Raw genomic sequence first — 23,370 nt, 5'->3', positions numbered from 1 at the left:
ATTCCGTTGCAAATACGCTGTCTTTTTACTGCTTTGCAATGTATACTTGCAATAATCTTTATCGAAACAAAGAAAGGAATATACAATGCTTAACCAATCTCAATTGATTCTCGAGATGAGCGATTACCTGGCAAATGACCCAAGACGAATCCATCATTTTCTCAAAGTACTGGGATTTGCCCAAGTTATCAGCAGTTGTGAGCAGCTTGACCCTTGCACGGCGACTATCCTTGAAACCACTGCAATTGTCCACGATATCGGAAGTAAGATCAGTGAGGCAAAATATGGTCAAAGTAACGGCAAGCTGCAAGAGCAGGAAGGCCCCGCTGAAGCCCGAAAGGTACTTGAAAACCTTGATTATCCATCGAATATCATTGATCGTGTCTGCTATCTTGTTGCTCATCACCATACCTATAACACCATTGCAGGCTTAGATTATCAGGTTCTTATCGAAGCGGATTTTCTTGTCAACGCCTATGATCACAGCCTGTCTCCTGAGTCAATCCAAAGCTTTGGCAGCCGATATTTTAAAACACAAACCGGAAAATATCTCCTTGAACGCCTGTACCTGAAAGATCATCGCACTTAAACCGTCAACTGTTTTCTCAGCGGGCAGATCTGCACTGTCTCTAATTCACAAAAGAAGAACCTCTTACCCAATGTAAGAGGTTCTTCTCCATATGGTATTATCCAGCGTATGTCTGTTGAATTGAAATTTATTGTCTTACTGAAAAATAAGGACCATTCCATTTTTCAGCCTGCATTTCCGCAGGTCCTGACCTGCGCTGCTCCTGATCTTGCCCTCTGTGACTCGTTCCAGATAATCCTTCTGTGACAGGCACAGCTTATCCCGCACCAGTGTGGAAACCTTGACTGGAAACGGGTATTCGCTTTGTATCTCCACCTCTGATACTTCTCCGGATGCGGGAATATCGCCTAAAACAGAGCAGGATGGCCGAAGGACATCGGCGCCGTTTCCTTTCAGAAATTGAAAATCCATGGCATACTGCCGGGCAAGCCCTTCTTCATTGCTGTAAAAGCCTTCCAGCAAATTGGCGTTCAACGCCTGTGGCGAAACACGCGAATAAACCGCCGCATTCCAGGTTGTGTCACATTTTGCGCATTTGTAAATCAGCCAAATATCCAGATATTTCCGCTGGGCATTAACACGAAATTGTCCCGAACAGCTAAACTCTGACGTTTTACCACATTTTTTGCAATGCCTCAACACCAGGGGCAGCCCAAGGGGTTCTATTTTCCAGATAATTTTTTTCATTGTCTGGCTCCTTTCACTATTATAAGAAAGAAGCCTAATAAGGTGGATTGTCACAAATTCTTTTCATCCTGTGCCTCCCTGATTCGTATTTCTTTTATGAATCCATTGTAGCATGATGCTTCTGTACGCCCTACCTAATACTCTTTTCATAAATAAACATAAGAAAAAAGCTGACCCAGTCTGTAAAACTGAATCAGCTGTCATTAGCCGTTATTCTCTTTTTTTAACTGCCCGACAATTCTCTGGATACTCTTCAGGCTCAAAAAGTATTTCTCCGCCAGAACTTCCATAGACGCTCCGGCCAGATAGTCTGCGTAAATATTGGTATTCCGGTCCTTCAATTCCTGACGGGTCGAGGTTGATGCTCCCCAGACTTTTTTATTGTCAGAAATTCTCGGAATGTAGATAAACTCTCCGTCAATATACTCCTGAACCTTTTCCAGAAGCTCCCGCGGCAGAATATGTGTTGCTTTCTTATAGCTCATTTTGCGCTCCTGATATTGTTTTTCAAACGGGAACAGCAAAGCTACCGACAAGCATTTATTCAATTTATAAACCGTTGCGACAGCTCTGCCTACGCAACCATAACGATAGGATTAAGCATAAAACTTCACCCCTCCTTCTTCATTGTTCTTTTCCTGTCCAATTTTATCACAATCTAAAAAAAGACAAAACCTCATTCTTTTTTATTAAAGGAAAATGAGGTTTGTCTTCAAGTATGATATTATTTTATGCCTTCACAATCTAAGCCAGCTTCACCCTTTGACACTGCAAATAGGCTTTCTATGTACTTCCCCATCAATTCTTAGTCAGGATAAAAATCAATTTATCCATTATTTTATCTCTCTCTATTTCCTGCATTTCACTATCTGTCTTTTCTTGCTTCAGACGTTCGAATAATTCTTTTACGGTATTATTTTTTCGCGTGCTTTCCATTTTTCCACCTCACAAACAGCTTTTTAGTAAGTTCCATACATTTTGACTGCCTCAATCATTGCTTTGATATTTTCAGGCTTTGCATCTCCTAAAGTGAGAATCCCTTTGTCTGTACTGATCATAAACCCGCCGTCCGCTGCGCAGTCATCAATCATCCTTTTCACGCAATCCTTCACTTCTTCTTCACTTCCGAATGCCAAGAGGCTGATCGGAATACCGCCGCACACACAAAGCTTATTGCCAAGCTTTTCTTTAAACTTTTTACAATCGCCGTTCTCCTGCAGACAGACCAGCTTCCCATCATTATCCGGAAGCTCCTGGAGCAATTCGTAGTATGGCTCCCAGTTGCCCTCCATAAACACCCCCACGGTATAGCCGCAGGTATTCATTGCATAATCCAGCTGCGCGCGGAAATAAGGAAAATAGAATTCCTCAAAATCCTTTGGTTTTAAAAATGGCGCGATATGTGTTGCGCAAAACAGAAAGTGTGCGGAATCTTCCCGCTTCCTGTATCCATCACAACTATTATGAATAAGAAAATCATTAAAGCTTTCCATGGCGTGCTTCAGCTCATCTGGGTGTCTGCGGATGTCCGTCATAACTCCGGAAAAATCTCTGCAAAAATCCATAATACTGTCTAATGGGTGGTTAATAGCTCCGTTTGACAGCACTGGATAGCCGTCTGCCTCAATGCGCATATTGGCTTCAATTGTTTTTTTCATATACCAGCCAAATTTATCAAAGGCCTCGCACAAAGCCTCGTAAGCCTTTTCTCCGGTCTCGTTGAGGACAGGATACTTTCGGGGCAGTAAATAATCACGGAAATAGGCAGCTGGATCTTTTGCCAGCAATGGATACTCATCTTCATTCATAACATTACAACTGAGGTTTGAAACCTGCAGGCCCTTTTCCGTTACGATATAATGTCCGCCTCCAAGCGCGTTTGTAGCTGGAATCGGTACATTATTCCCCATGGTAAAGAATGCGTCAAAATCAAATTCTTTAGCCAGACGCGAATGGACATCATAGGTCAGTTCTGGTTTTGTGTCATAAACCTCTTTGACGCTGTAGCCATAGTAGTTTTCTGCCCATGCATAAATATTCGCCACAACAGGAACCCTGTCCGGCACTTTTCTCTGAATTGCTTTTTCACAGCGTTCAAGTCGTTTTTGATATCCGCTATTTTTATTTTCCATTTTAAACTTTCACCTCATGTCCTTAAATAAATCCAACAATACTGCCAGCTAACGGGAACCATACTGCCATCAAAACAACCAGTATTACCTGAATAAGGGCGGTTGATTTCGGCATTTCGCTCATCTTGTAAAAACCTTTGGAATAGGTAATCATTGGAACGGTATCGAGCGGCAGTAAATAGGCATTACCAGCACAGATCCCGAGAATAATCATCAGAATTGCCGGGCTGTATCCACAGTTTGCAGCAACAGAAATCATGGCTGGTGCTAAAACAGCAATAAACGCCGGAGCGACTGGAACAACAATCAGCATCGCAAAACCAATGAAGCCGCAGATTGCAATAAGAATTGGCCCTGTGATACTCATTTGTTCCGGCATAAACGACGCAACCAGCCAGTTTCCAATCCCATTGGCTGAAATGGCCGTACCCAGTGTAAGCACCGTACCCACCAGAAAGAAGACCTGCCAGCTGACACTTTTTACAAATTCATCCCATGTGAGCGCACCAATCTTTGGTAAAAAGAGACAGAATAATCCACACAAAGCGACCATTGTCACATTAAATACAGGGAACCAGGAACTGGCGATCCAGCATACCAGCATGATCAACGTTACCAGAATAACAAATTTTTCCTTTATGTCCATCTTGTCATGTGTATTTAACGTGTTGACATAGGCCTTCAAACGATCCGGGTCCATGTCTGCCGGATGATAAACCTTGGTAATAATCAGCCAAGCAGCCGGAAGTATCACAATCGCAAGCGGTATTCCAAACACCATCCATTGAACAAAGCTGACTGTAATACCTGTCATTTGCTCAAGCATACCGATAACCAGCAAGTTAAGTGATGAGCCGGCCGGCGTCATAACGCCCCCAACCATTGCGCTGACTGGAATGGCAATCATCAGCGCCTTACCGGTTCGCTTCTTTTCATCTTCATCTTCAAAAATATCAAGGAACCCCAATGCGATTCCCATAAAAATGGCCGTCGTCGGAATATTCGATACCATGGATGAGAACAGGGCTGTACACACCATGATTCCAAAGATAATTCCCCGGGTACTCCCTTTTAACAGTCTGATAATAACCAATAGAATTCGATGGGCAATCGGCATTTTAGCGATCGCCGCTGAAATCCCAAAGGATGCCAGAATGAAAAAGGTAACAGGGTTCGCAAATCCTGTAAACCCATCTCCAATACTTGGAACCGCTCCCAATACAGGCATCAATATCAGAGTAATGATACAGATAACCCCAGCCGGAAAGGCTTCGGTTACAAGCAAAATCAGAAAGACCAGCAAAATACTGATCGTTCGCCATCCAGCTACACCCAGATCTGCCGGTGCCGGCATAAAATACATAATAATAACAATTGCAATGCTGACCAGCATGCCAATTATCTGCTGTTTTTTTATTTTGTTATCCTGCTGCATTTCGGATCCTCCTCTTTATGCACTCTATAAAAACAAACTGAAAATAAACCGGTATAAATCTTCTTCATAGGGCTGAACATACTGTGACGCATCAAATTCATCGTCTGAATTTAATTGAGAGCTGCTACGTTTACATTCTTCCTCATAGTTATGATAATATGCGGGCTGCATTTGTTTTCACCTCCTGTCATTATATTGTCTCTACCTCTGCCGTATACATTTAATAGCGTCCGTAGGTTTTCACAGTTTCAATTACGGCTTTGAGGTTATCCGCGATTTTACCTTCTAAAGAGTATATTGTTTTATCTGTATTAAAAATATATCCGCCATCCAGAGCAAGTACATCGAGCAAAGCCTTTGCCTTATCGGTACACTCTTTTTCGGTACCAGTCTGGAGCAGGGTGATCGGATATAATCCCGATATAATATGCTTATTTCCCAATGTCTGTTTAATCTTTTGGGGATCACCATATTCAAATTGAAACTCAACTCGGTTGCCGAGTTCACCCAGATGATCAATTTTATCTCCCCAGTCATGTTCCACAAAGGCCTTTACCCCTACGTTTTTCTCAGCGATATAATCCATTAATTTTTTAAAGGTTGGCCACCAAAATTGATCAAAATCTTTTGGGCGCATGAACGGAGCCATGTGCAGCGGTATAAAGGTTCTTGAATACCGGGAGGAACTCGGCACAACCGCTAATTTCTGCATGTGCGGCAGAACTGCATCACACGCCTTAAGCACCTTCTCCGGATATCTTCGTATATCTTTTGCAATGCCGCTAAAAGAACGAATGAAATCCGCCAGAAAATCAAAGGGCGCCTCGGTCATCCCTCCTGCTGGAAAAGCAGCAAACTGATATTTTTCAATCATCTCCGCCATGGTTGCTCCCATGACTGCACCCGTTCTGTTCTTCGCATGAAAAGCCCGGGCTAAATTCAGCGCCTTTTCATCTTTACCGGCGTCCAGCCCTTCATAAAGCCGTGGAAGAAGTTTTTCAACCATACATTGGTATGGGTCTTCAATAAAAAGATCATATTCCTCCGGTTCCAGGCAATATATTTCAGGATGCTGCATATAGCCGGATTCACTCATTATAATTGCCTTTGAACCAAGCAGCCAGTAATGAGCCGGATTTCTCAATGTGGGCATGATCGGCGATTTATCCGTGTTAAATTCCTTGCAAACCTTATCAAAGAAAACCCCGTAAAGTTCTGTATTCCACTGCGCTTCTTTCAGTTCAAGACCGGAATACCGAATTGCCGCTTCCCATGAAACCGACACCTCGACAGGAACCCGTTTAGGAATTCTTCCCTCATAAACGTCTTGAAATAATTTTATCCTTTCAGCCTGACTTTCTGTAAATTTTCTTTCTCCCATTTCTCCTCCAATTTAGGCTTTTTATTAATTTCGCCTATTTAATTATAATTAAATTATACCTATATTTCTTTTTTTGTCAATATTTTTATATTTTTTCTTAAAAAACCTATTTCAAGAATGTGAAAACAAGTGTTTTCAGGCATTTTCTTCAGATTTTTATGATAAATTATGGATAAATATAGTAATGCTGTAGTATAATGGGCTTAAACAAGTAAAAGAAAATCTGGAAAGTAGGCTGAAAAAAATGGCTGTATCGAAATCTAAGAGAGGTTTAAAAACCCAAAAGTTAATTCTTCAAACAGCAAAAGAATTTTTTTATGAAAAAGGCTATGAAAAAACAACGATAAAAGAAATCTGTGAAAAAATTGATATAAGGACAGGTAATTTGGCGTATTACTATAAAACCAAAGATGACCTTGTCAAAGCGATCTATGATGATCTTTTCTTAGAATCCTATACTTTTGTGTCAACTCATCTTGAACATAAAACTTCTGCACTCGAACGGAACACCATCAACAGTCTCGTCGACTTCCGCGCACGGCTCCGGGACAAAAATACGACAAGATTCTATTTAGACAATTTGAAAAAAAAACAGTTATCACTCTACCTTGACAATAATTTAATCCGTTTTGTAAAGCAGTTTATTACCGAATTAAAATTGGATATTTCTGAAAAGGAGCTTCAGGACATTCTATACGCCGAGTATGGCCTGCGCCGCGAACTTACGATCCGTATGATCGAAAATCCAGAGGAAAATGATTTTTGGGATTACTTTACAACGATCAATATTTTCAGATGCCGGCTCTATAAAATTGATGAAAACCTGATGCGCGCCTTCTTGTTTAACGCAATGGAGTTTGAACGGAAGAACGACTTTTCACAAATCCGGCTATTGATTTAAAATTTTCAGCTGTGGTCGGATTGCTCTACAACAATCGAGAACTCTATCTCTTTTAAAATAATACAAGCCAGCATCTAAAGATACTGGCTTGTATTATTTTAAACAGACAGCAAGTGCCGTTTCCCTTAACACACCTTACTTCCTGCCGGCATTGTGGAATCCTCTACTGTCAGCAGCGAAAGTCTTTTCCCCCCGATGGCGGACAAAATCATTCCATTGGATTCTACGCCGCGCAGCACAATGGGTTTGAGATTAACGCATACCACAACCGTCATTCCAATCAGATCTTCCGGTTTATAATATTCCGCAATTCCTGAAACGATCTGACGTTTCTCACTGCCCAAATCAATTTGAAAAACCAAAAGCTTATCCGCGTCCGGATGCTTCTCACAGGCTAATATCACGCCGATTTTCAATTCTACCTTTGAAAAATCATCGATAGTAATCTTATCGCTGTTTTGTATTTCAGCTTTCTTCTGCTTTTCCTTTTGCGCCGCCTTGTTTTTCTTATTCTGCTTTTCTGTCTCCACTCTTGGGAACAGCACATCGCAGTTTTCTATCTTGATGTTCTCTGGATATTGTCCAAACACCTCAAGGCTTTTCCAGGTTCTCAGTGTTTCTGGCACGCTTAAGCTTTCAAGTATTTTTCTGCCTGTTTCCGGCATCACCGGACCTACCATAACGGCCGTAAAACGCAGAGCCTCTGTCAGGTTATACATAACTGCCGCCAAACGACTGTGGTTTTTCGGGTCTTTATACAAAATCCATGGCTCGGTTTCATCAATATATTTATTGGTTCGGCCGACCAATCTCCAAACCGCTTCCAATGCTCTGCTGAAATCCACCTTGTCCATATACCCCGCAAAAACCTCTGGGGTGTCCTGTGCCAGTTCAATCAGCTCAGAATCCAACGCGGCGGCTTCCCGCTGCCCGGGTATTTTTCCATCAAAATATTTCACAGTCATTGCTGCGGTTCTGCTCAGGAGATTTCCAAGGTCATTGGCTAGGTCCGAGTTGATACGGTTTATCAGCAGCTCCTCACTGTACACGCCGTCTGCACCGTCCTTCATTTCCCTGAGCAGGTAGTAGCGCAGGGCATCCACTCCGTATTTACCGGCCAGCTCTACAGGGTTTACGACATTGCCAACCGATTTTGACATTTTTCCGCCCTTAAGTAATATCCATCCATGCCCGTAAATCTGGTTGGGCAGCGGCAAATCCAGCGCCATCAGCATAATGGGCCAGTAAATGGTATGAAAGCGTATGATGTCTTTTCCTACCAGATGCACATTGGCTGGCCAGTACCGTTCCATCAGGTCAGGCTTATCATTAAGATAACCCAGGGCTGACAGATAATTTGGCAGCGCATCGATCCAGACATAGACGACATGCTTAGGGTCAAAATCAACCGGAACACCCCAGCTAAAGGAGGTTCGTGAGACACAGAGATCCTGAAGGCCAGGCTTGATAAAATTATTGATCATTTCATTTTTCCGAGACTCTGGTTTAATAAAATCCGGATGGGTTTCAATATGCTCAAGCAGACGGTCTGCGTATTTGGACATTTTAAAGAAGTAAGCCTCCTCTGAGGCCATCTCCACTGGCCGGCCGCAATCCGGGCATTTTCCGTCGACGATCTGGCTTTCTGTCCAGAAGGACTCACACGGGGTACAGTACCAGCCCTCATATTTTCCTTTGTAGATATCGCCTTGGTCATAGAGCTTTTTAAAAATACGCTGAATGGTTTTCATGTGCTCGGGATCTGTGGTGCGAATGAGCTGGCCATGATCAATCTGCATCAGCTTCCAGAGTTCAGCGATACGCGCAGCCTCTTCGTCCACAAAAGCCTGGGCAGACATGCCCTTTTCCTCTGCCACCTTTTCAATCTTCTGTCCGCGCTCGTCAATCCCTGTAATCATGTAAGCATCGTAGCCCTGAAGCGCCTTAAAGCGTTTGAGGGTATCTGCCGCCACAGTTGTATAGGTATGGCCGATATGCAGGTCACTGCTCGGGTAATAGATGGGCGTTGTAACATAATACTTTTCTTTCAATTCTGTCTCCTCTTTACCTGTTAATTTTTGACGCCAGGCAGGCCGCGCCGAACCCATTGTCAATATTCACAACCCCAATGCCGCTGGCACAGGATGTCAGCATTCCCAGCAATGCCGAAACACCGCCAAAGTTCGCACCGTATCCAATACTCGTAGGTACGGCGATGACTGGTTTATCCGTCAGTCCGCCAACCACACTTGCCAGGGCGCCTTCCATCCCGGCAATGACAATGATCACACCTGCACGGTTGATCCGTTCTACATTGTCAAGCAGCCTGTGGATACCTGCAACTCCGACATCATAAATCCGATCCACACAATTTCCCATGACCTCCGCACAGACTGCCGCTTCCTCCGCCACCGGGATATCCGAAGTTCCTGCGGATACGACTGTAATACTTTTTTCACTCACCTTAAATGCCTGCCGCTTGACAACAACAATTCTGGCATCCTCGTAATACTTCGTTTCATCAGAAAGCTCCGCGATGGTTTTGTAAACATTCTCGTCAGCCCGGGTTGCCATAATATTCCCATCTGTACGCTCAATCATATCCTTGACAATGCCACGGACCTGCTCAAGGGATTTCCCAGGGCTGTACACAACTTCCGGAAAACCATTGCGCAATTCTCTATGATAGTCGACCTTTGCGTATTCCAGATCATGATATGGTATATCCTTTATTTTTTCAAAAGCGCTGTCAACACTGGTTTGACCGCTCTTTACCTCACCTAATAAATCTTTTAATTTTTTTGCATTCATTTTCTGTCCTCTGTTCTTTTTAGATGAAAGACTGGAAAGGAAAAATCCTTTCCAGTCTGTTACTTGCAAAACAACCTGTTTAGCTGAAAAAGCCAATAAACCCTGTCGCAAGGAAATATATGAATACCGGCACAGTGAGGAACTTGTATAAAACATCTTCCCATGCTCCGTATTTGACAACAGAGGTCGGATTAATCCACTCCTCACGTACCCGCTTTGCCTTATAGAACCATGCCAGGTAAACAGCAAGGCCAGTGGCAGCGGCGGTATACAGAAATGTCCCAACCAAGTAGTCGAAATGTTCCAAGAATTCAGAAATCCAGATGCATGGAACCGCGCCGATAATAGCGACAAGTGTCACGATAATAACCGCTGTTCTCCGCTTCATTCCAAAGCTGTCAATTAAAACAGTAACTGGAACCTCCCAGGCGGAAATAGTGGTGGATAAACCAGCGAATAGTAATGCAATCAGGAAAAACACCAGCCAGACAGGACCGCCAGCAAGCTGTTCAAAAACCTTCGGCAATACCATGAAAATAAGACCGCTGCCTGCGTCTGGGTTCATTCCAAAAAGAATAACCGCGGGAATCATGGCAAAGCCACTTAAAACACAGATTAGCATCTGGGTAATATTGACAGTTACCAGGTCTGTCCCGATATCCGCTTTGTCGGAGCAGTAGCTCCCAAAGGTTATGAGGTAGCCCGGCCCGCAGCCTATTGCAAACAACGCCATACCGGCCGCTTCAACCCAGAGCTTTGGATTTGCCCATTGTGAAAAATCTGGACGGACATAAAATTCAATCCCTTCCATAATCCCTGGCAGTGTACAGATACGGACAACCAAAACGACCAGAATAACAAACAATGCCGGTAAAAGAATTTTACACGCCTTTTCAATACCGCCCTTGATACCGCCCAGACAGATAACACCTGTCAGAATATCAAGCCCGGCAACCACCAGAAACACGACGATTTTATTGTTTGCAACAACATTGTAAAATCCTTCAGGATCTGCCAGAAACGGCGACCCTGCAACAGTATAATAAATGTATTGCACAACATTCGCCATAATAACAGGATAATAGAACATTAACAAAAGCGGAATCAGTGCAATGAATGTTCCGATCACTTTTCCTTTTTTACCGGCCAGAGACTCAAGCGCACCGGCCACACCGGATTTTGTATGTCTTCCCAGTCCAACTTCTCCCCAAGCGGCCGGGATTACAATAATAATACTGATTAGAAAAAACGCCAGGACAAATGCGCCTCCACCATACTTTGCAGTCAGCATTGGAAAACGCCACATCGCGCCGACGCCAATCGCCATCCCCAGGGTTGACAGAATATAGCCTATCCGTGATCCCCATGCCCCACGGCTTTTTTTATCACTCATTTTATTTCTCCTCTTCTAAATCTCTTTATTCCTTAACGAATGCGCAATTAGGGCAATACTGCCTCCACCGAGAACAACGCCGTAAAATATCAACATAATCCAAGTACCAATCGACATTTTTAACCTCCTGATTTTTAAAACACTTTACCAATTACTGTCAAATTAATAGATTTTCACTAATCATGCCGATAAAACTCGATCTTCTTGAGAAATAAAATGAATTTTTAAAATAGACTTGCTAATTATAAAAACCGTGGTATTATTAGTACAAGAGAGATTAGTGAAAGATAACCCTTAAAGAAAAGCTTTGCTGTGCGTCTATTCCAATAATCAGCAATCTGCACTGCTTTACTTTTTTGCTATTCTCTTTTATTTATTATACAAAAGGGCTCTGACCAGCTCTTTTGTATATATTCTGTGTCATACTTGAAAATATTTTTAGACTTTTCTTATCAAAGGGGAGCTTCTAAATAAACACGAAGATTTTCCAGCACTTTTTCACTCAGCCGAACTTTAGATAGTGTTGATGTCCCTGCGGTTTTATTTGGACAAAACACATTTGGATACCTAAGCAGCTCTTCTGCACCAAGCCCGCCTGCCGTATCGCTCAAGGCATAATTTTTCTCATTGCTAAGCCATCTTTTCAAAGCATTAATATTGTGTGATGGACCGATTGATGTGTTAACAAAAATTTTTCCAGCTCCAAAAATTTCAAACTCACGCTCATTCATTAAAATGACATTTTTATTGAGACATGTACACAGAATATCAACTTTTTCAAGCAATCCTTCCTTGTTTATCCATATAAAACCTTCCTGCTCTTCAACATCTGGTTTTCTTGTCCTGCTATAGTAATGCACATTTGCACCAAAGAATTTCAAAGCTTTAGCGACCATTGTCCCACTGGTTCCCAATCCCATAATACCAACGTTTATATTTGTCAGTTCCATCGGAAAGCTCTTCCACATAGTGCCGCCAAACCCATGCAGCAAACGTACAAGCTCGCTGATTACATATTCTGGCACGCCTTCATCGCCATAATCACGGACCCCTTTAACCACAATTCCTTTTTCCTCTGCCGCAGCGATATCCACATTGGCGTTCTCCGGCGCATACAGGCTGCAGCACATCCCAATATACTTAATATTCGGGCAGGCATTCAGCACCTCACTGTCAATCTGGCTTGTATAGCTCAGAAGTACCGCGTCGGCATCGCCGATCCGTTTGATAATCGCCGGATTATCCTCTGGAATACTGTAGTAAAACTGTACCTTTTCTGCATACTGTGAAAGCCTGTTTTCAGCTTCCGGTGTCAGATTTAACCGTTCAATTGCCACCATTTTTTTGAACATACTTTTCCCCTTATATAAGTCTGTCGAATTAAAACTAATTTATCTTTTCTTCATCCGCATCGCTGTATCTCCGGCCAACCTTTACTTCATCGCCGACAATACCTTGTACAACAAAAACATTTCCTGGAGGACACCCTTTTACAGAACGGCCTTTACCCTTGAGCGGATTGGTGCATTTACCGATTAGCACAGTATTTTCCGGTGTGGATTCCGGCGGCAGTTCTTCTTCTTTTACCGGCCCCACCACCAAAATTTTTCCTTCCAGATACTGGGTTAATTCCTGGCTTTTCAAATCCATCAATGAGCTGATAACGGTATTTCGACAGCCTGTGCAGGCCCCTTCAGCAAAAATCAGCTTATATGGCGGCAGACCTTCAATTTCCACTTCACTTGAGCGTTTAAACCGGTGTTTAACGTCTTCAATGGGTTTTCCTTTAATCTCAATTTTATCAAGGTCCATTTCCCCAAGCCCTCTGGCATTTGCCTCAACCGTGAGCATTGGCTCATCCACCTTGTAGCCCATAATAACACTGGCCACCGCGTCACAAGCGACAACATCCTTTGAAGCAACAATGAGATCCATTACAACTGTTTCGCCAAAAATCGGCCCCAGACCCTGCTGACAAAATGTACCATCAATAACATTGAGGACAGGCTTTACCGTCTGGATAATATCGATGACACCGTTTATTACGCCAATGGAATGAAACTCCTTTTTCTGAACATCGCCGATCAGCCCCTTAAGATTTTTCAGTCCAAGGGTAACCTCTGTCTGGTCATGTGTTTTCATAACAGGCACTGTGATAATGGCGTCAGCCTCTGCCACAACATCCCAGGAGCTCAGCTCACTGATCAGTTTTCCGTCCGGCACAGGAATTTTAACTTTCTTTGCCTGCTTTTTTAAGTCGATAACCGAATAGCCTTCGTCGCGCAGCTGGTCATACCCGCACGCTTTTATGACTTCCTCGGTATCAACGCCCGCTGCGCTGGACTCCGCAATGATCGGCACGCCTCCCTCCTCCTTCACCATCTCGGCAATGGCCTTAACAACTTCCCAACGTGTAACACCACCGGACAAGCGGTCATCAGGGACGGCCACCAAATTGGGCTTAATTAGGACTTTGTACCCTGGCTTTACGATGTCACTGAGACCGCCGCAATCAGCAATGGCTTTCTGCACAGATGCCTGAATACTCGCATAATCGTTTCCTTCAGTTTTTTGAATCGATACTACTGACATTCTTTTTACTCCTTTCTGCTTTACTGGAACGCGCTTTTTGCGATTCCACTATATGGAATTATTAATTCCATATTATAGTCAAATTATATCCGGTATCTGTGCAATTGTCAATATGAAATTTATTGTAAAAACCATATTTCAAAATAGGGAACTGTTTTTAAATCCGCAGTTACATGATTCTCTCATTATAAAAATCAACTGCTTCCAACGCCTCTTCAACCCCAGAGGCAAGGTGTTCATTTTTCAATTGGTATAGCGCATCATCATAATGATTCTCCCTGATACCTATGATGATTTTCCTCATACTTTCAATGACCTGTTTTGCATAATCATTATCCCTTTTGCGGTATTTAAAAATCAAAACCATAATTCTCACAAGCTCATCCTGAAGGTTGAGGTAAATCTGATCAATCCTTTTATTGTCTAAAACACTGACCATTGTCCGGTGTACCTCGCTGTCCGCATATTCAAAGGCATAGTAATCATGGTAACTGGCCTTCATACGGACAAATTTTTCTTCAAGCTTAAATGAAAAATCCCAATTCAACTTTTTTTCAAAAATGGTGTCCAGAGCCTTGACCTCCAGAATCTCCCGGATTTCGTAAATCTCCCTTACATCCTTTACTGAAATTCCCTTCACATAAACTTTTTTGCGGAAACCTGTCTCAATCCATCCCTCATTGGTTAATTTCTGGATCGCGATATGAACCGGCATACGGCTTACTGAAAATTCCTCAGCCAGATTTGCTTCAGTAATGGCAATCCCTGGTGGATAATCAAGTGTCAGTATCCTTTCCTTAATTTTTGAGTATACTTGCTCTGTTAGTGATTTTTCCTCATTATATTTTTCTTTCATAGTTCCTCCACATTTAAATACAATATATATTTTGGTATACTAAAACATATATTGTATTCATGGTATTACTTTCCTGTTTTCTTGTCAAGCTATTTTCGTAATTTATTACTTTTATCCAAATTAAAAAAGTCCTTGTGATATATAATGTTATCACAAGGGCTTTTTAAGCATTAACGGATTGTTGAGGATAGCTTATCTACATCAATATATGTAAATCTTTTTTTCAAATCCAGTGAAATCTGGGATGCTGTGGACTGCATCATACCTATAATATTCTCTTTATTGCTTTCATTCAGTCTTATCTTAGGGATACTCGTGCTGATTGCCGCGACAACACGGTCATTCGCGTCCCATACCGGGGCAGCGATGCAAAAAAGTCCAGGCTGAAACTCTTCATCCTCTGTTGCATAGCCATTCCGCTCAACTTCTTCCAGCATTTCATGAAATTCGTTGATATCTTTATTAAAATTCGGCTGCAGCCTGATCATTCTCTCAACCTTATCCCACGGCTGGTATGCCAGCAGACATCTGCCAAGAGCGGTATTCAGCGCAGGATAGGCTGTTCCTACTGTAAAATTGGGGCGCAGAATATGCGGGGAGTCCACCTTTGTCAGATAAATGACGCTCTTTCCCTGCAAAATAGCCAAATTGACGGTTTCCTGTGTCTTTTCGACCTGTTCTTCCATATGCGCTTTGGCCACCTCTACCCAGTCACGGCTGTTGGAATAACGGCTGCTGATATTAAAAAACGCAATGCCCAGCTGATATTTTAAAGTATGCGGATTTTGCACCAGATACTGCTTCATAACAAGGGTGTTTACGATTCGCTGCACGGTGCTTGCAGGGATTCCCGTACTCTCGCTGAGCTCCTTGATTCCAAGCTCATCCGCTTTGGAATATTGTTCCAGAATGCTCAGTGTCTTCAGGATCGATTTTGAAAATGAGGTTTCCTTTTCTGCGGTTTTCCCTTTTGCCGCTGTGTTATTTTCATTTTTAGCCGTATTTCTCACCTCGATTCTTTAATTTAGAATTCCCGATTCTATATTACTAACTATATAATAATTATTCTATTTTTTCAATTCTTTTTTTATGTCTGCAATTTACAGAAAAGCCCGAATCGTATCGACCAGTCCCTCAGCGTTATTATCGCAGGACACACCAAGAGCGCGCAGATCATCGCTGACGTCCACGGCCAGATCACTGCCATCCTTGTTTTCATTGAGAAGCCCGCCCATGATCAGGTGCGCGTCCATGCCGCTCTTTTCAAGGCCTTCCAGCATTTCCCGGGCAAAGCTGAGCGCAATGCCATTAAAACTGCTCATCACAATAAAACGGCTTTCACTTTCAATCATCGTATCCAGGATATCCTGCACCGGAACGCTTTTACCCAGGTCAAACACGTTCGCTCCGGCCTGAAGCAGAATACTTTTCACGATTTCTTTTCCGAACTCATGGCCGTCGGTTGAACCGATAATCACGTTAACGTCCTGGAGGGCCCCTTCAAGATTCTGGATCTGGTCGCTGATCTCACGCTGGCGTTCATTGATGGTCATGACGATGTTGGTTGGGCGCACCGGTACGCGCCCGCGCATTGCCAGCTTATCTGCTTTTCCAACGCCAAAAACTTCTTCGAGCTGTTCTGATCCAATGGATTTTAACGCGCCCAGTATCTCTCCTGCGTGGGTAATATCCACATCTAAATCATCAAGTCCATTCATGATCCGCTCAAAAAAGATTCTGCCGCACGCCACCAGCAGGTTTTTTTCGGCGTTTATCTCTGTCCAGTTGATGTACGGCAAATAATAGCGTCCTTTTTCAATCATCATATCCACCGTCATATGTGCCTGTACAATCTCTTCAATCGACGGAACACGGGCCGCCTCTGTCACAGGAATCGGCGTTACCGCGTGGCCGGTCGGACACTTCGACTGCCCCATGCTGTCTGCCATGACAAAGGAGGACAAAGCGCCGAAGTTGCGGTCATAGTCAAAGCCGAAGTCAATGGTGTTCCCATAGATCATGGACCCTGGTGTTTTGTAGGTGTTGATTTCCCACATCGCCTGATTAAAGGTCATACGCAAAACAGGGTCGCTGAAAAGATTACCGAAGCAATGGCACATTCGGCCGCCCAGCAATTCCTCTACGATATATCTTTCCATGATACACCAGCCCACAAGGTTGGCCAGGTCATGGAACTGAGAACCGAATCCATCGTCTACATTTGAATGGATAATGGTCCCCTGGTCTTTAAATTTTCCCATTAGAACAATGGCCTTGAGCATGTCAATAACACGCTGCTCCTCAATATCTACCCCGGGATACTCATAGGTATAGTAGTGCGAAACGTTTCCAATTGTTGTTACACCGGCTGCCAGTGCGTAGCGTGTGTTTTCAAAGGAATTGCACGAGGCGATCATATGGTCGCCCAGATGCGGCTGAACAGGGACAATCTGCCCAAGCTTCTGCCACTCATCAGGGTTTTTAAACGTCAGCCCTGTTCCTACAGGCAGCTTATCACGGTATTCTGCCGGCACACCCATAACCCAGTCCAGGCAAAATCCAAAACGATCGACATAGCTGCCCCGCTTCTGAAGGGTATTATAAACCTCTTCCACACCCTTTGCGGTGGCGTCCCATGAGTTCCAGCCAATATGACTGTGCTTCATGATATGGCCCTCTTCTGCCATTTTACGCTTATATTCGGCTTCAGACGTCACTCCCTTTTCTTTCATGAACAAAGTTTTTCCAATAACGGTATCCGCGGCCACTTTATCCACTTCGTCCAAAATACTCTTCATATCCGGCAAATTCTTATACTCAAATCGTTTTTTCATTTTAATTTCCATGGTTAGTGTCTCCTTGATCCTCTTATTTTTTTATGATACTGTTCATCCCAACAGCAAACGCCAAATCTTTATCAACATAGCTCAGCAGACCCACTGCATATAGAATATAATCCCGATCCACCACAAAATCACCTACCGAAGGAAGCAGAGCGTCCTTCTCTCCTTTTTTCCTCCTGAGGACATGCTTCAGAATCGCTTCAGGATTTTCACTGTTAATAATCGGACCGCCTGTGCCGATAATGGTCCGCACATGCGTTAAATTCTTTCCATGCTGTATCCTGCGGCAGTAATTGCTGCTTTTATGCTCAATAACTCCCGCGTGCCGTCTGGCCGCCAGATACGCAGCGCTCTCGGCAATGATCTGGTCAATACGTTTTTCAAGGGAAGTGCCCGGCAGAAATTTAGTATTGTGCACCCTGTTCGATATGGATTTTTCAAGCACCTCCTCCGGTACCCCTATTTCATTTGCGAAAAATTCCATCCCAAGCTCACGCACCAGCACATCGGACGACTCGCGCATTCCCAGATCACCCTCAACCGTTCTTCTGGCATAGGGCTCGTCTGCGCCTACTAGCCTTGCGCCCTCGTAGGAGGTGTGCTCGGCGTAGGAATGTATGTCTGTTGTCGCGCCTCCGATATCCACAAGCATTAACTCGCCAAGACCATCATGCCCACTGGTACCCTGAGACAGCAGAAGGCCTGCGTCCAAAACCGCTGCCGGTGTCGGAACAATGGGGCCGTCAACCAGCTTGATAATATCGCCGAGTCCCTTCATATCTACAATACGGTTCATAAACAAATGGCGGATAATCTCTTCGGCCACATCAATATCCAAAACCCCGACCTGAGGAATAATATTGGGTGCCTGAAAACATTCCTTTTTATTTTGCAGGAGCTTCGCGCGAATCTCCTGTGCAACCTGGCTGTTGCCGCCATAGATAACCGGACAGCTGATCTGGCTCTGGGCAATCATTTCCGCATTATGTCTGATAATCGTCTGGTTGCCATTTTCATAGCCTCCGCACAGCAGAATCATCTCGGCTGGCAGTCCTTCTATTTTTTCAATTTCTTCCTTTGTCAGAGCGCCGCTTGTGACGTGAATAATTTTAGCGCCTGCGCCAAAGGCCGCATTTCTCCCCGCAGAAATGCTCAGGTTATAGGTCAATCCAACCACCACAATCCGGAGTCCGCCGGCCGCGCTGCTGGAAGCGTACTTCTCAGCCCTGTCCGCCGCGCTCCCGCCAATGGCTCTGCGGATATCCGAAAGGCACGCTTTCATGGCAATCCGCGCGTCCTCTTTCACCGTCGACGGATGGCGGGTGGTAAAAACCACTGCCTTTTCTTCTTTGCAGATTACTGCCGCCTTTGTAAAGGTACTTCCAAAATCAAATAAAATACGATACTCCATGCTGCTCCCCCCTATGTCTGATAATCTAATTTTACAGTTATAACCCTCAAAGTCAAATCTAAAAAAATAACTCTTTTATCATTCTTTGCCCATAAGCACGTAGGAAATAAGGAAGCAGGCATTTTTCTGATAAAAGAGTTATTAGCAATATATTAAAACTTTGCAACATTCTGCACGATCTTACCGGCGCATCATGTCTCTGATTTCGAAGTGTATTCGATATGGTTATTTCAAGCAGGAGGTGTCTTCTCCGATAAGATTGTTACAAAGTTACTGCCCAATAATCTTATATCATGGGAAGATACCGCGGATTCTTGTCGCCATGCTCAGGCGCTTAAGCCCAAGAATGTAGGCTGCCACACGAAATGTCACACCATCGGTATCATGGATATTCTGAACTTCACCAAAGCTGTCAACCATAATTTTACGCAGCGTGCTGTTGACATTGTCTTCATCCCAGGTCAGATTCTGGGTGTTCTGAACCCACTCAAAATAAGATACAACAACGCCGCCGGCATTTGCGAGAATGTCTGGGATAACAGCTATATTTCTCTTTGTAAGAATTTCATCGGCTTCCACGCTTGTCGGGCCATTAGCGCCCTCAACGATTAATTTTGCCTGAATCCGGTCTGCGTTATCTGCGGTAATCTGGTTTTCAAGCGCGCAGGGAATCAGCACATCACAATCGCAGCACAACAGGCCGTCGTTATCAATTTTTTTGACGCCCTCAGCGCTGTACCCTTCCAGAGAGTGGCTGCTGCTGTTTGCAATATAGGCTTCCAGGTCACGGATATCCAGTCCGTCTGCCTTATAGTATCCACCGGAGACATCGCTGACACCAACGATCTTATAGCCAGCTTTGGACAGAAGGCGCGCAGTGGTGCCGCCAACATTCCCCATACCCTGTACGGCAATGCGGAGAGACGGCGAATCGATGCCCAGGTATTTAAAGGCTTCCATGGCCACAATGCTGACGCCGCGGCCGGTTGCTTCATTTCTTCCAAGGGACCCGCCGATGTCAATGGGCTTTCCTGTGACCACGCCGGGAACAGAATAGCCTTTGAACATACTGTAGGTATCCATGATCCAGCCCATTACCTCCGCGTTTGTGTTCACATCCGGCGCGGGAATATCGCGTTCAGGCCCGATAAGCGGTAAGATTGCCGCGGTATAGCGTCTTGTCAGGCGTTCCATTTCTCCTCTGGATAATTCCGAAGGGTCGACTTCAACGCCACCCTTGGCGCCGCCGTATGGAATGTTGACAACCGCGCATTTAAAGGTCATCCACGCCGCCAGAGCTTTTACCTCATCGATATTGACATTGGGATGAAAGCGGATACCGCCCTTGCTTGGGCCGCGGCCGCTGGAATGCTGCACACGGTAGCCCTTGAACACGCGGATGGAGCCATCGTCCATATGTACGGGAACCGCTACCTGCAGTTCTCTTTCAGGATAAGTGATGGTAATGTATTCATTTTTATCTAAACCCAGCTTACCTGCGGCTGTGTCTACAACTTCCAAAAAGTTATCATAAGGATTGTATTCTGATTTTTGACTGTTCAATTTCTTACTCCATATTAATCATAAATTTAAAAGGTTTGGTATTTTGGTAGAGAGATTAATGGTATTTTTACATTTTTATTTTTTGCTTATTTATTTCAAGAGGGGGATAGAGGATTGTTTATCTTTAAAATAAATTAATAGTTTTTCTTAACGTATGCGTCAATTCGCTGAAGGGCTTCCTTCAGATTTTCGTCTGAATTTGCAAAGACAAAGCGCATATAGCCTTCACCCATACTTCCGAAAGCAGAACCGGGCACGGTGATGACCTTCGCCTCGCGGACTAAGTCCTCCGCGAATTCCTGTGATGTCTTTCCAAAGGCTTTAATGTTGGCAAATGCATAGAAGCTGCCTGGAGATTTTTTTACACTAAAGCCTGGAATTGCGTTGAGCCCGTCAATTAAAATCTCACGGCGTCTGGTATAGTCTGCGATCATCTGCTGCACTGCGGTTTGGGGACCCTTCAGCGCTTCGATGGCAGCTACCTGCGTAAAGGTGGACACGCAGGACACCATCCCTTCCTGGATCTGGGCCATTCTTTTTGTCAGCGCGCTGTCTGCCAGCAGATAGCCAATACGCCAACCCGTCATGGCATAGGCTTTTGAAAAGCTGTTCATAACCATCACCTGGTCTGTCAGCTCTGGTATCTGCGCCATGCTGAAGTGCTTGTGCCCGTCGTAAATGATTTTGTCATAGACTTCATCGGAGAAGACATACAGATTGTATTTTTCAACAACCCTGGCGATTGCTCTCACATCCTCTTCTTCCAGTATGGAACCAAGAGGGTTGCTGGGGGAATTGAGAATAATCGCCTTGGTTTTGGGGGTTATGGCCTTCTCAATATCTTCTGCCTGAATTTTATAGTCATTTTCTTCATATACAGGGACGGTTACCGGCTTTGCCTTGGTAATCATAATCTGACCCAGGTAGTTGGGGAAACATGGATCCGGCACAAGCACTTCGTCTCCCGGGTTAACGATGGTTAAAAGGCCCAGGGTCAGCGCCTCTAAGGCGCCGACGGTAATGATGACATTATCTGCCTGGTAACCGCAGTTGTAATGGGCGTAGCTTTGGGCTACGGCCTCACGCAGCGCCGGCATGCCAGCATTTGGATTGTAGTGGGTAAATCCATCGTCGATGGCTTTCTTTGCCGCGTCCTTTACATTCTGCGGCGTATCAAAATTCGGCTCACCAACGGTTAAATTCACAATTTCCTTTGGGTCATACTGTGCTGCTATCTCAAACATTTTCCGGATTCCGGAAGCCGGGTATTCATTCGCTACCTGCGAAAAATAAGTATTGATCTCGTTGCTCATCTTTATTCTTCCTCACTTTTATCAGAGTGGATTCCTGCCAGGTGCGCTGCAAACTCCTTCTTTTTCTCCAGATTGGAAAGCTTGGAGTACATGACCTTCTGGGCCTGGGGCGATCCTGCGCCATGCATGCTTTCCACCAGTGCCGTACCGCCGGTCATATTTTCGATCAGGCGTCCGATGCGCATCCGGTCCTCGGTTGGCACATCTGCCACGCCTTTCAGGTATTTATCCACATATTTGCCGATTTCCGGATTCCGCAAATCAGATTCCGATGGCATTGTAGCAATTATACCACCGCCGATATCCTGTGCCAAACGGTCGATGTCGTAAATCAATTGTGTCACATTGTGTTTACCGACATTGGCCAGCAGCGGGTCTACAAAATAAGCGCCGGATTCCGTGGGCTTTCCTTCACAGGAGCAGGCAAGGGAGCAGGCATAGAGGGTTTCTGTCAGGTGAATCATCTCGTTGATCTTTTCCTTAACATGGCCCGCCTTTCCATATCCGCTGTAGTCTGCCATCAGCGCAGCCGCGCCGACCACAACATCGGAAACACCGCCTTTACAGCCACCGTAATTCTGTCTGTGGTAGCAGGCAAAACGTTCGACCAGAAGCCCCGAGTAAGAGGTTTCGCCGCACATGAACACACGCTCCCACGGGACAAAAACATCATTGAGAACCGTCAGGCATTCGCCGCCGACAATACCGAATTTTGCGTTGCCCTGGTCAATCTCGCCTTCCATTTTCCGGTCGTCATTTGTCTGGCGGCCAAAGATATGGATCACTCCCGGGGCGTCCACCGGCAGCGCGCAGCAGACTGCATAGTCCGCGTCATCTTCCTTCATTCCCATGGTGGGCATAATCAGCATCTCATGAGAATTAACCATCCCGGTCATATGCGCTTTCGCGCCGCGGATGACAATGCCCTCTTCGTTTTTGTCCACGACATGGACAAACAAATCCGGGTCTGCCTGCTGGCTTGGGCGCAAACTGCGGTCACCCTTCGGGTCTGTCATGGCTCCGGCAATCATCAGGTCGTTTTCCTGTACATACAGAAGAAATTTTTTAAAACGTTCATGATACTCTGTCCCCATTGCCTTATCCATATCATAGGTAACAGAATAGGTCGCGTTCATGGCGTCAAAGCCCACACAGCGCTGATAGCAGGTACCTGTCTTCTGAGAGATCAAGCGAAGCATCTTGACCTTTTTCACCAGATCGCTGACGCTTTGATGGATATGTGTAAACCGGTTGATTTTTTTTCCCGTTAAATGGGAGGTGGTGGTCATTAAATCTTCATATTGCGGGCTGCCTGCCAGAGCGTAGGTCATGGAAGCTGCATTGACATGGCCTTTAATAAAGGGATGGTCAATGACCTTATCGCTGTCGATCAGCTCTCCCTTTATATAAACTTTGATATTCCGGCCGCGCAGGCTGTCAATATAATCGCGTGCTGTTTTCAT

Annotated in this window: 21 protein-coding genes; 2 read left to right on the top strand and 19 right to left on the bottom strand. The window is 44.6% G+C overall.

From position 1 onward, the window contains the following. Window positions 1-85 precede the first annotated feature (85 nt). Window positions 86-589, top strand: coding sequence for an HD domain-containing protein (locus FYJ53_RS00550; protein WP_148430244.1), 504 nt, complete (start codon window positions 86-88; stop codon window positions 587-589). Between the two features lie 135 nt (window positions 590-724). Here the strand turns inward: FYJ53_RS00550 and FYJ53_RS00545 are convergent, their stop codons facing one another. The 7 genes from FYJ53_RS00545 to FYJ53_RS00515 form a co-directional block, all read right to left on the bottom strand. Next, a complete protein-coding gene (locus tag FYJ53_RS00545) occupies window positions 725-1,276 on the bottom strand; it encodes a DUF1062 domain-containing protein (protein WP_013378644.1) in 552 nt (183 codons plus the stop codon). Window positions 1,277-1,479: 203 nt separating this feature from the next. Then, window positions 1,480-1,797, bottom strand: coding sequence for a CD3324 family protein (locus FYJ53_RS00540; RefSeq protein ID WP_256168581.1), 318 nt, complete (start codon window positions 1,795-1,797; stop codon window positions 1,480-1,482). Between the two features lie 277 nt (window positions 1,798-2,074). After that, window positions 2,075-2,212, bottom strand: a complete 138-nt coding sequence (locus FYJ53_RS00535; protein WP_154556882.1) for a hypothetical protein — start codon at window positions 2,210-2,212, stop codon at window positions 2,075-2,077. A gap of 23 nt (window positions 2,213-2,235) precedes the next feature. After that, complete coding sequence (locus tag FYJ53_RS00530) at window positions 2,236-3,408, bottom strand: uroporphyrinogen decarboxylase family protein (RefSeq protein ID WP_148430243.1); 1,173 nt, start codon at window positions 3,406-3,408, stop codon at window positions 2,236-2,238. 22 nt (window positions 3,409-3,430) lie between these two features. Then, window positions 3,431-4,843, bottom strand: coding sequence for a DASS family sodium-coupled anion symporter (locus FYJ53_RS00525; protein WP_013378638.1), 1,413 nt, complete (start codon window positions 4,841-4,843; stop codon window positions 3,431-3,433). A 24-nt stretch (window positions 4,844-4,867) separates the two neighbouring features. Then, window positions 4,868-5,014, bottom strand: a complete 147-nt coding sequence (locus FYJ53_RS00520; protein ID WP_154556881.1) for a hypothetical protein — start codon at window positions 5,012-5,014, stop codon at window positions 4,868-4,870. A gap of 49 nt (window positions 5,015-5,063) precedes the next feature. Then, entirely contained in the window at window positions 5,064-6,224 is a 1,161-nt protein-coding gene (locus tag FYJ53_RS00515; protein ID WP_148430241.1) for a uroporphyrinogen decarboxylase family protein, read from the bottom strand. A 244-nt stretch (window positions 6,225-6,468) separates the two neighbouring features. On the opposite strand from FYJ53_RS00515, the gene FYJ53_RS00510 reads away from it, so the two are divergent. Then, the gene (locus tag FYJ53_RS00510) at window positions 6,469-7,125 is read left to right on the top strand and encodes a TetR/AcrR family transcriptional regulator (RefSeq protein WP_013378635.1); all 657 of its coding nucleotides are present in this window, start codon (window positions 6,469-6,471) and stop codon (window positions 7,123-7,125) included. Window positions 7,126-7,250: 125 nt separating this feature from the next. Here the strand turns inward: FYJ53_RS00510 and metG are convergent, their stop codons facing one another. From metG to FYJ53_RS00450, 12 genes are all read right to left on the bottom strand, one after another. Then, window positions 7,251-9,233 carry a methionine--tRNA ligase gene (metG, locus tag FYJ53_RS00505; protein WP_154556945.1) on the bottom strand — a complete coding sequence of 661 codons (1,983 nt, stop codon included), beginning with the start codon at window positions 9,231-9,233 and terminating at the stop codon, window positions 7,251-7,253. Further along, entirely contained in the window at window positions 9,190-9,936 is a 747-nt protein-coding gene (larB, locus tag FYJ53_RS00500) for a nickel pincer cofactor biosynthesis protein LarB (protein WP_148430549.1), read from the bottom strand. Before larB ends, metG begins: the two co-directional genes overlap by 44 nt. A 79-nt stretch (window positions 9,937-10,015) precedes the next feature. Continuing rightward, on the bottom strand, window positions 10,016-11,329 hold the full coding sequence (locus FYJ53_RS00495) for a sodium-dependent transporter (protein WP_013378632.1): 1,314 nt from the start codon (window positions 11,327-11,329) through the stop codon (window positions 10,016-10,018). Window positions 11,330-11,781: 452 nt separating this feature from the next. After that, window positions 11,782-12,681 (bottom strand): D-isomer specific 2-hydroxyacid dehydrogenase family protein, encoded by a 900-nt coding sequence (locus tag FYJ53_RS00490; RefSeq protein WP_148430547.1) that lies wholly within the window; start codon window positions 12,679-12,681, stop codon window positions 11,782-11,784. 34 nt (window positions 12,682-12,715) lie between these two features. Next, entirely contained in the window at window positions 12,716-13,921 is a 1,206-nt protein-coding gene (locus FYJ53_RS00485) for a DUF362 domain-containing protein (RefSeq protein ID WP_148430545.1), read from the bottom strand. Between the two features lie 169 nt (window positions 13,922-14,090). Then, the gene (locus FYJ53_RS00480) at window positions 14,091-14,777 is read right to left on the bottom strand and encodes a GntR family transcriptional regulator (protein WP_090414164.1); all 687 of its coding nucleotides are present in this window, start codon (window positions 14,775-14,777) and stop codon (window positions 14,091-14,093) included. 170 nt (window positions 14,778-14,947) lie between these two features. After that, entirely contained in the window at window positions 14,948-15,787 is an 840-nt protein-coding gene (locus tag FYJ53_RS00475) for an IclR family transcriptional regulator (RefSeq protein ID WP_013378627.1), read from the bottom strand. Window positions 15,788-15,877: 90 nt separating this feature from the next. Next, window positions 15,878-17,623, bottom strand: coding sequence for a cobalamin-dependent protein (locus tag FYJ53_RS00470; protein WP_148430543.1), 1,746 nt, complete (start codon window positions 17,621-17,623; stop codon window positions 15,878-15,880). 22 nt (window positions 17,624-17,645) lie between these two features. Then, window positions 17,646-19,031, bottom strand: a complete 1,386-nt coding sequence (locus tag FYJ53_RS00465; protein ID WP_148430541.1) for a glutamate mutase L — start codon at window positions 19,029-19,031, stop codon at window positions 17,646-17,648. Window positions 19,032-19,322: 291 nt separating this feature from the next. Beyond that, the gene (locus tag FYJ53_RS00460) at window positions 19,323-20,594 is read right to left on the bottom strand and encodes a Glu/Leu/Phe/Val dehydrogenase (protein WP_148430539.1); all 1,272 of its coding nucleotides are present in this window, start codon (window positions 20,592-20,594) and stop codon (window positions 19,323-19,325) included. Between the two features lie 134 nt (window positions 20,595-20,728). Continuing rightward, entirely contained in the window at window positions 20,729-21,907 is a 1,179-nt protein-coding gene (locus tag FYJ53_RS00455) for a pyridoxal phosphate-dependent aminotransferase (protein WP_148430537.1), read from the bottom strand. A 2-nt stretch (window positions 21,908-21,909) separates the two neighbouring features. Further along, window positions 21,910-23,370, bottom strand: a complete 1,461-nt coding sequence (locus FYJ53_RS00450) for a 4-hydroxyphenylacetate 3-hydroxylase family protein (protein ID WP_148430535.1) — start codon at window positions 23,368-23,370, stop codon at window positions 21,910-21,912.

The sequence above is a fragment of the Eubacterium sp. BL-380-WT-2B genome, assembly GCF_009696115.1.
Taxonomy (GTDB): domain Bacteria; phylum Bacillota; class Clostridia; order Eubacteriales; family Eubacteriaceae; genus Eubacterium; species Eubacterium callanderi.
Note: the sequence above shows the minus strand (reverse complement) of the source record. Positions and strands in the feature narration are given on the sequence as shown.

Excerpts from the sequence above, each read along its gene's own strand:
- FYJ53_RS00470 (WP_148430543.1), bottom strand. The coding sequence starts at position 17,623 with ATGGAAATTAAAATGAAAAAACGATTTGAGTATAAGAATTTGCCGGAT.
- FYJ53_RS00545 (WP_013378644.1), bottom strand. The coding sequence starts at position 1,276 with ATGAAAAAAATTATCTGGAAAATAGAACCCCTTGGGCTGCCCCTGGTG.
- FYJ53_RS00480 (WP_090414164.1), bottom strand. The coding sequence starts at position 14,777 with ATGAAAGAAAAATATAATGAGGAAAAATCACTAACAGAGCAAGTATAC.
- FYJ53_RS00465 (WP_148430541.1), bottom strand. The coding sequence starts at position 19,031 with ATGGAGTATCGTATTTTATTTGATTTTGGAAGTACCTTTACAAAGGCG.
- FYJ53_RS00520 (WP_154556881.1), bottom strand. The coding sequence starts at position 5,014 with ATGCAGCCCGCATATTATCATAACTATGAGGAAGAATGTAAACGTAGC.
- larB (WP_148430549.1), bottom strand. The coding sequence starts at position 9,936 with ATGAATGCAAAAAAATTAAAAGATTTATTAGGTGAGGTAAAGAGCGGT.
- metG (WP_154556945.1), bottom strand. The coding sequence starts at position 9,233 with ATGGGTTCGGCGCGGCCTGCCTGGCGTCAAAAATTAACAGGTAAAGAG.
- FYJ53_RS00525 (WP_013378638.1), bottom strand. The coding sequence starts at position 4,843 with ATGCAGCAGGATAACAAAATAAAAAAACAGCAGATAATTGGCATGCTG.
- FYJ53_RS00535 (WP_154556882.1), bottom strand. The coding sequence starts at position 2,212 with ATGGAAAGCACGCGAAAAAATAATACCGTAAAAGAATTATTCGAACGT.
- FYJ53_RS00490 (WP_148430547.1), bottom strand. The coding sequence starts at position 12,681 with ATGTTCAAAAAAATGGTGGCAATTGAACGGTTAAATCTGACACCGGAA.
- FYJ53_RS00450 (WP_148430535.1), bottom strand. The coding sequence starts at position 23,370 with ATGAAAACAGCACGCGATTATATTGACAGCCTGCGCGGCCGGAATATC.
- FYJ53_RS00515 (WP_148430241.1), bottom strand. The coding sequence starts at position 6,224 with ATGGGAGAAAGAAAATTTACAGAAAGTCAGGCTGAAAGGATAAAATTA.
- FYJ53_RS00550 (WP_148430244.1), top strand. The coding sequence starts at position 86 with ATGCTTAACCAATCTCAATTGATTCTCGAGATGAGCGATTACCTGGCA.
- FYJ53_RS00530 (WP_148430243.1), bottom strand. The coding sequence starts at position 3,408 with ATGGAAAATAAAAATAGCGGATATCAAAAACGACTTGAACGCTGTGAA.
- FYJ53_RS00485 (WP_148430545.1), bottom strand. The coding sequence starts at position 13,921 with ATGTCAGTAGTATCGATTCAAAAAACTGAAGGAAACGATTATGCGAGT.
- FYJ53_RS00510 (WP_013378635.1), top strand. The coding sequence starts at position 6,469 with ATGGCTGTATCGAAATCTAAGAGAGGTTTAAAAACCCAAAAGTTAATT.
- FYJ53_RS00455 (WP_148430537.1), bottom strand. The coding sequence starts at position 21,907 with ATGAGCAACGAGATCAATACTTATTTTTCGCAGGTAGCGAATGAATAC.
- FYJ53_RS00495 (WP_013378632.1), bottom strand. The coding sequence starts at position 11,329 with ATGAGTGATAAAAAAAGCCGTGGGGCATGGGGATCACGGATAGGCTAT.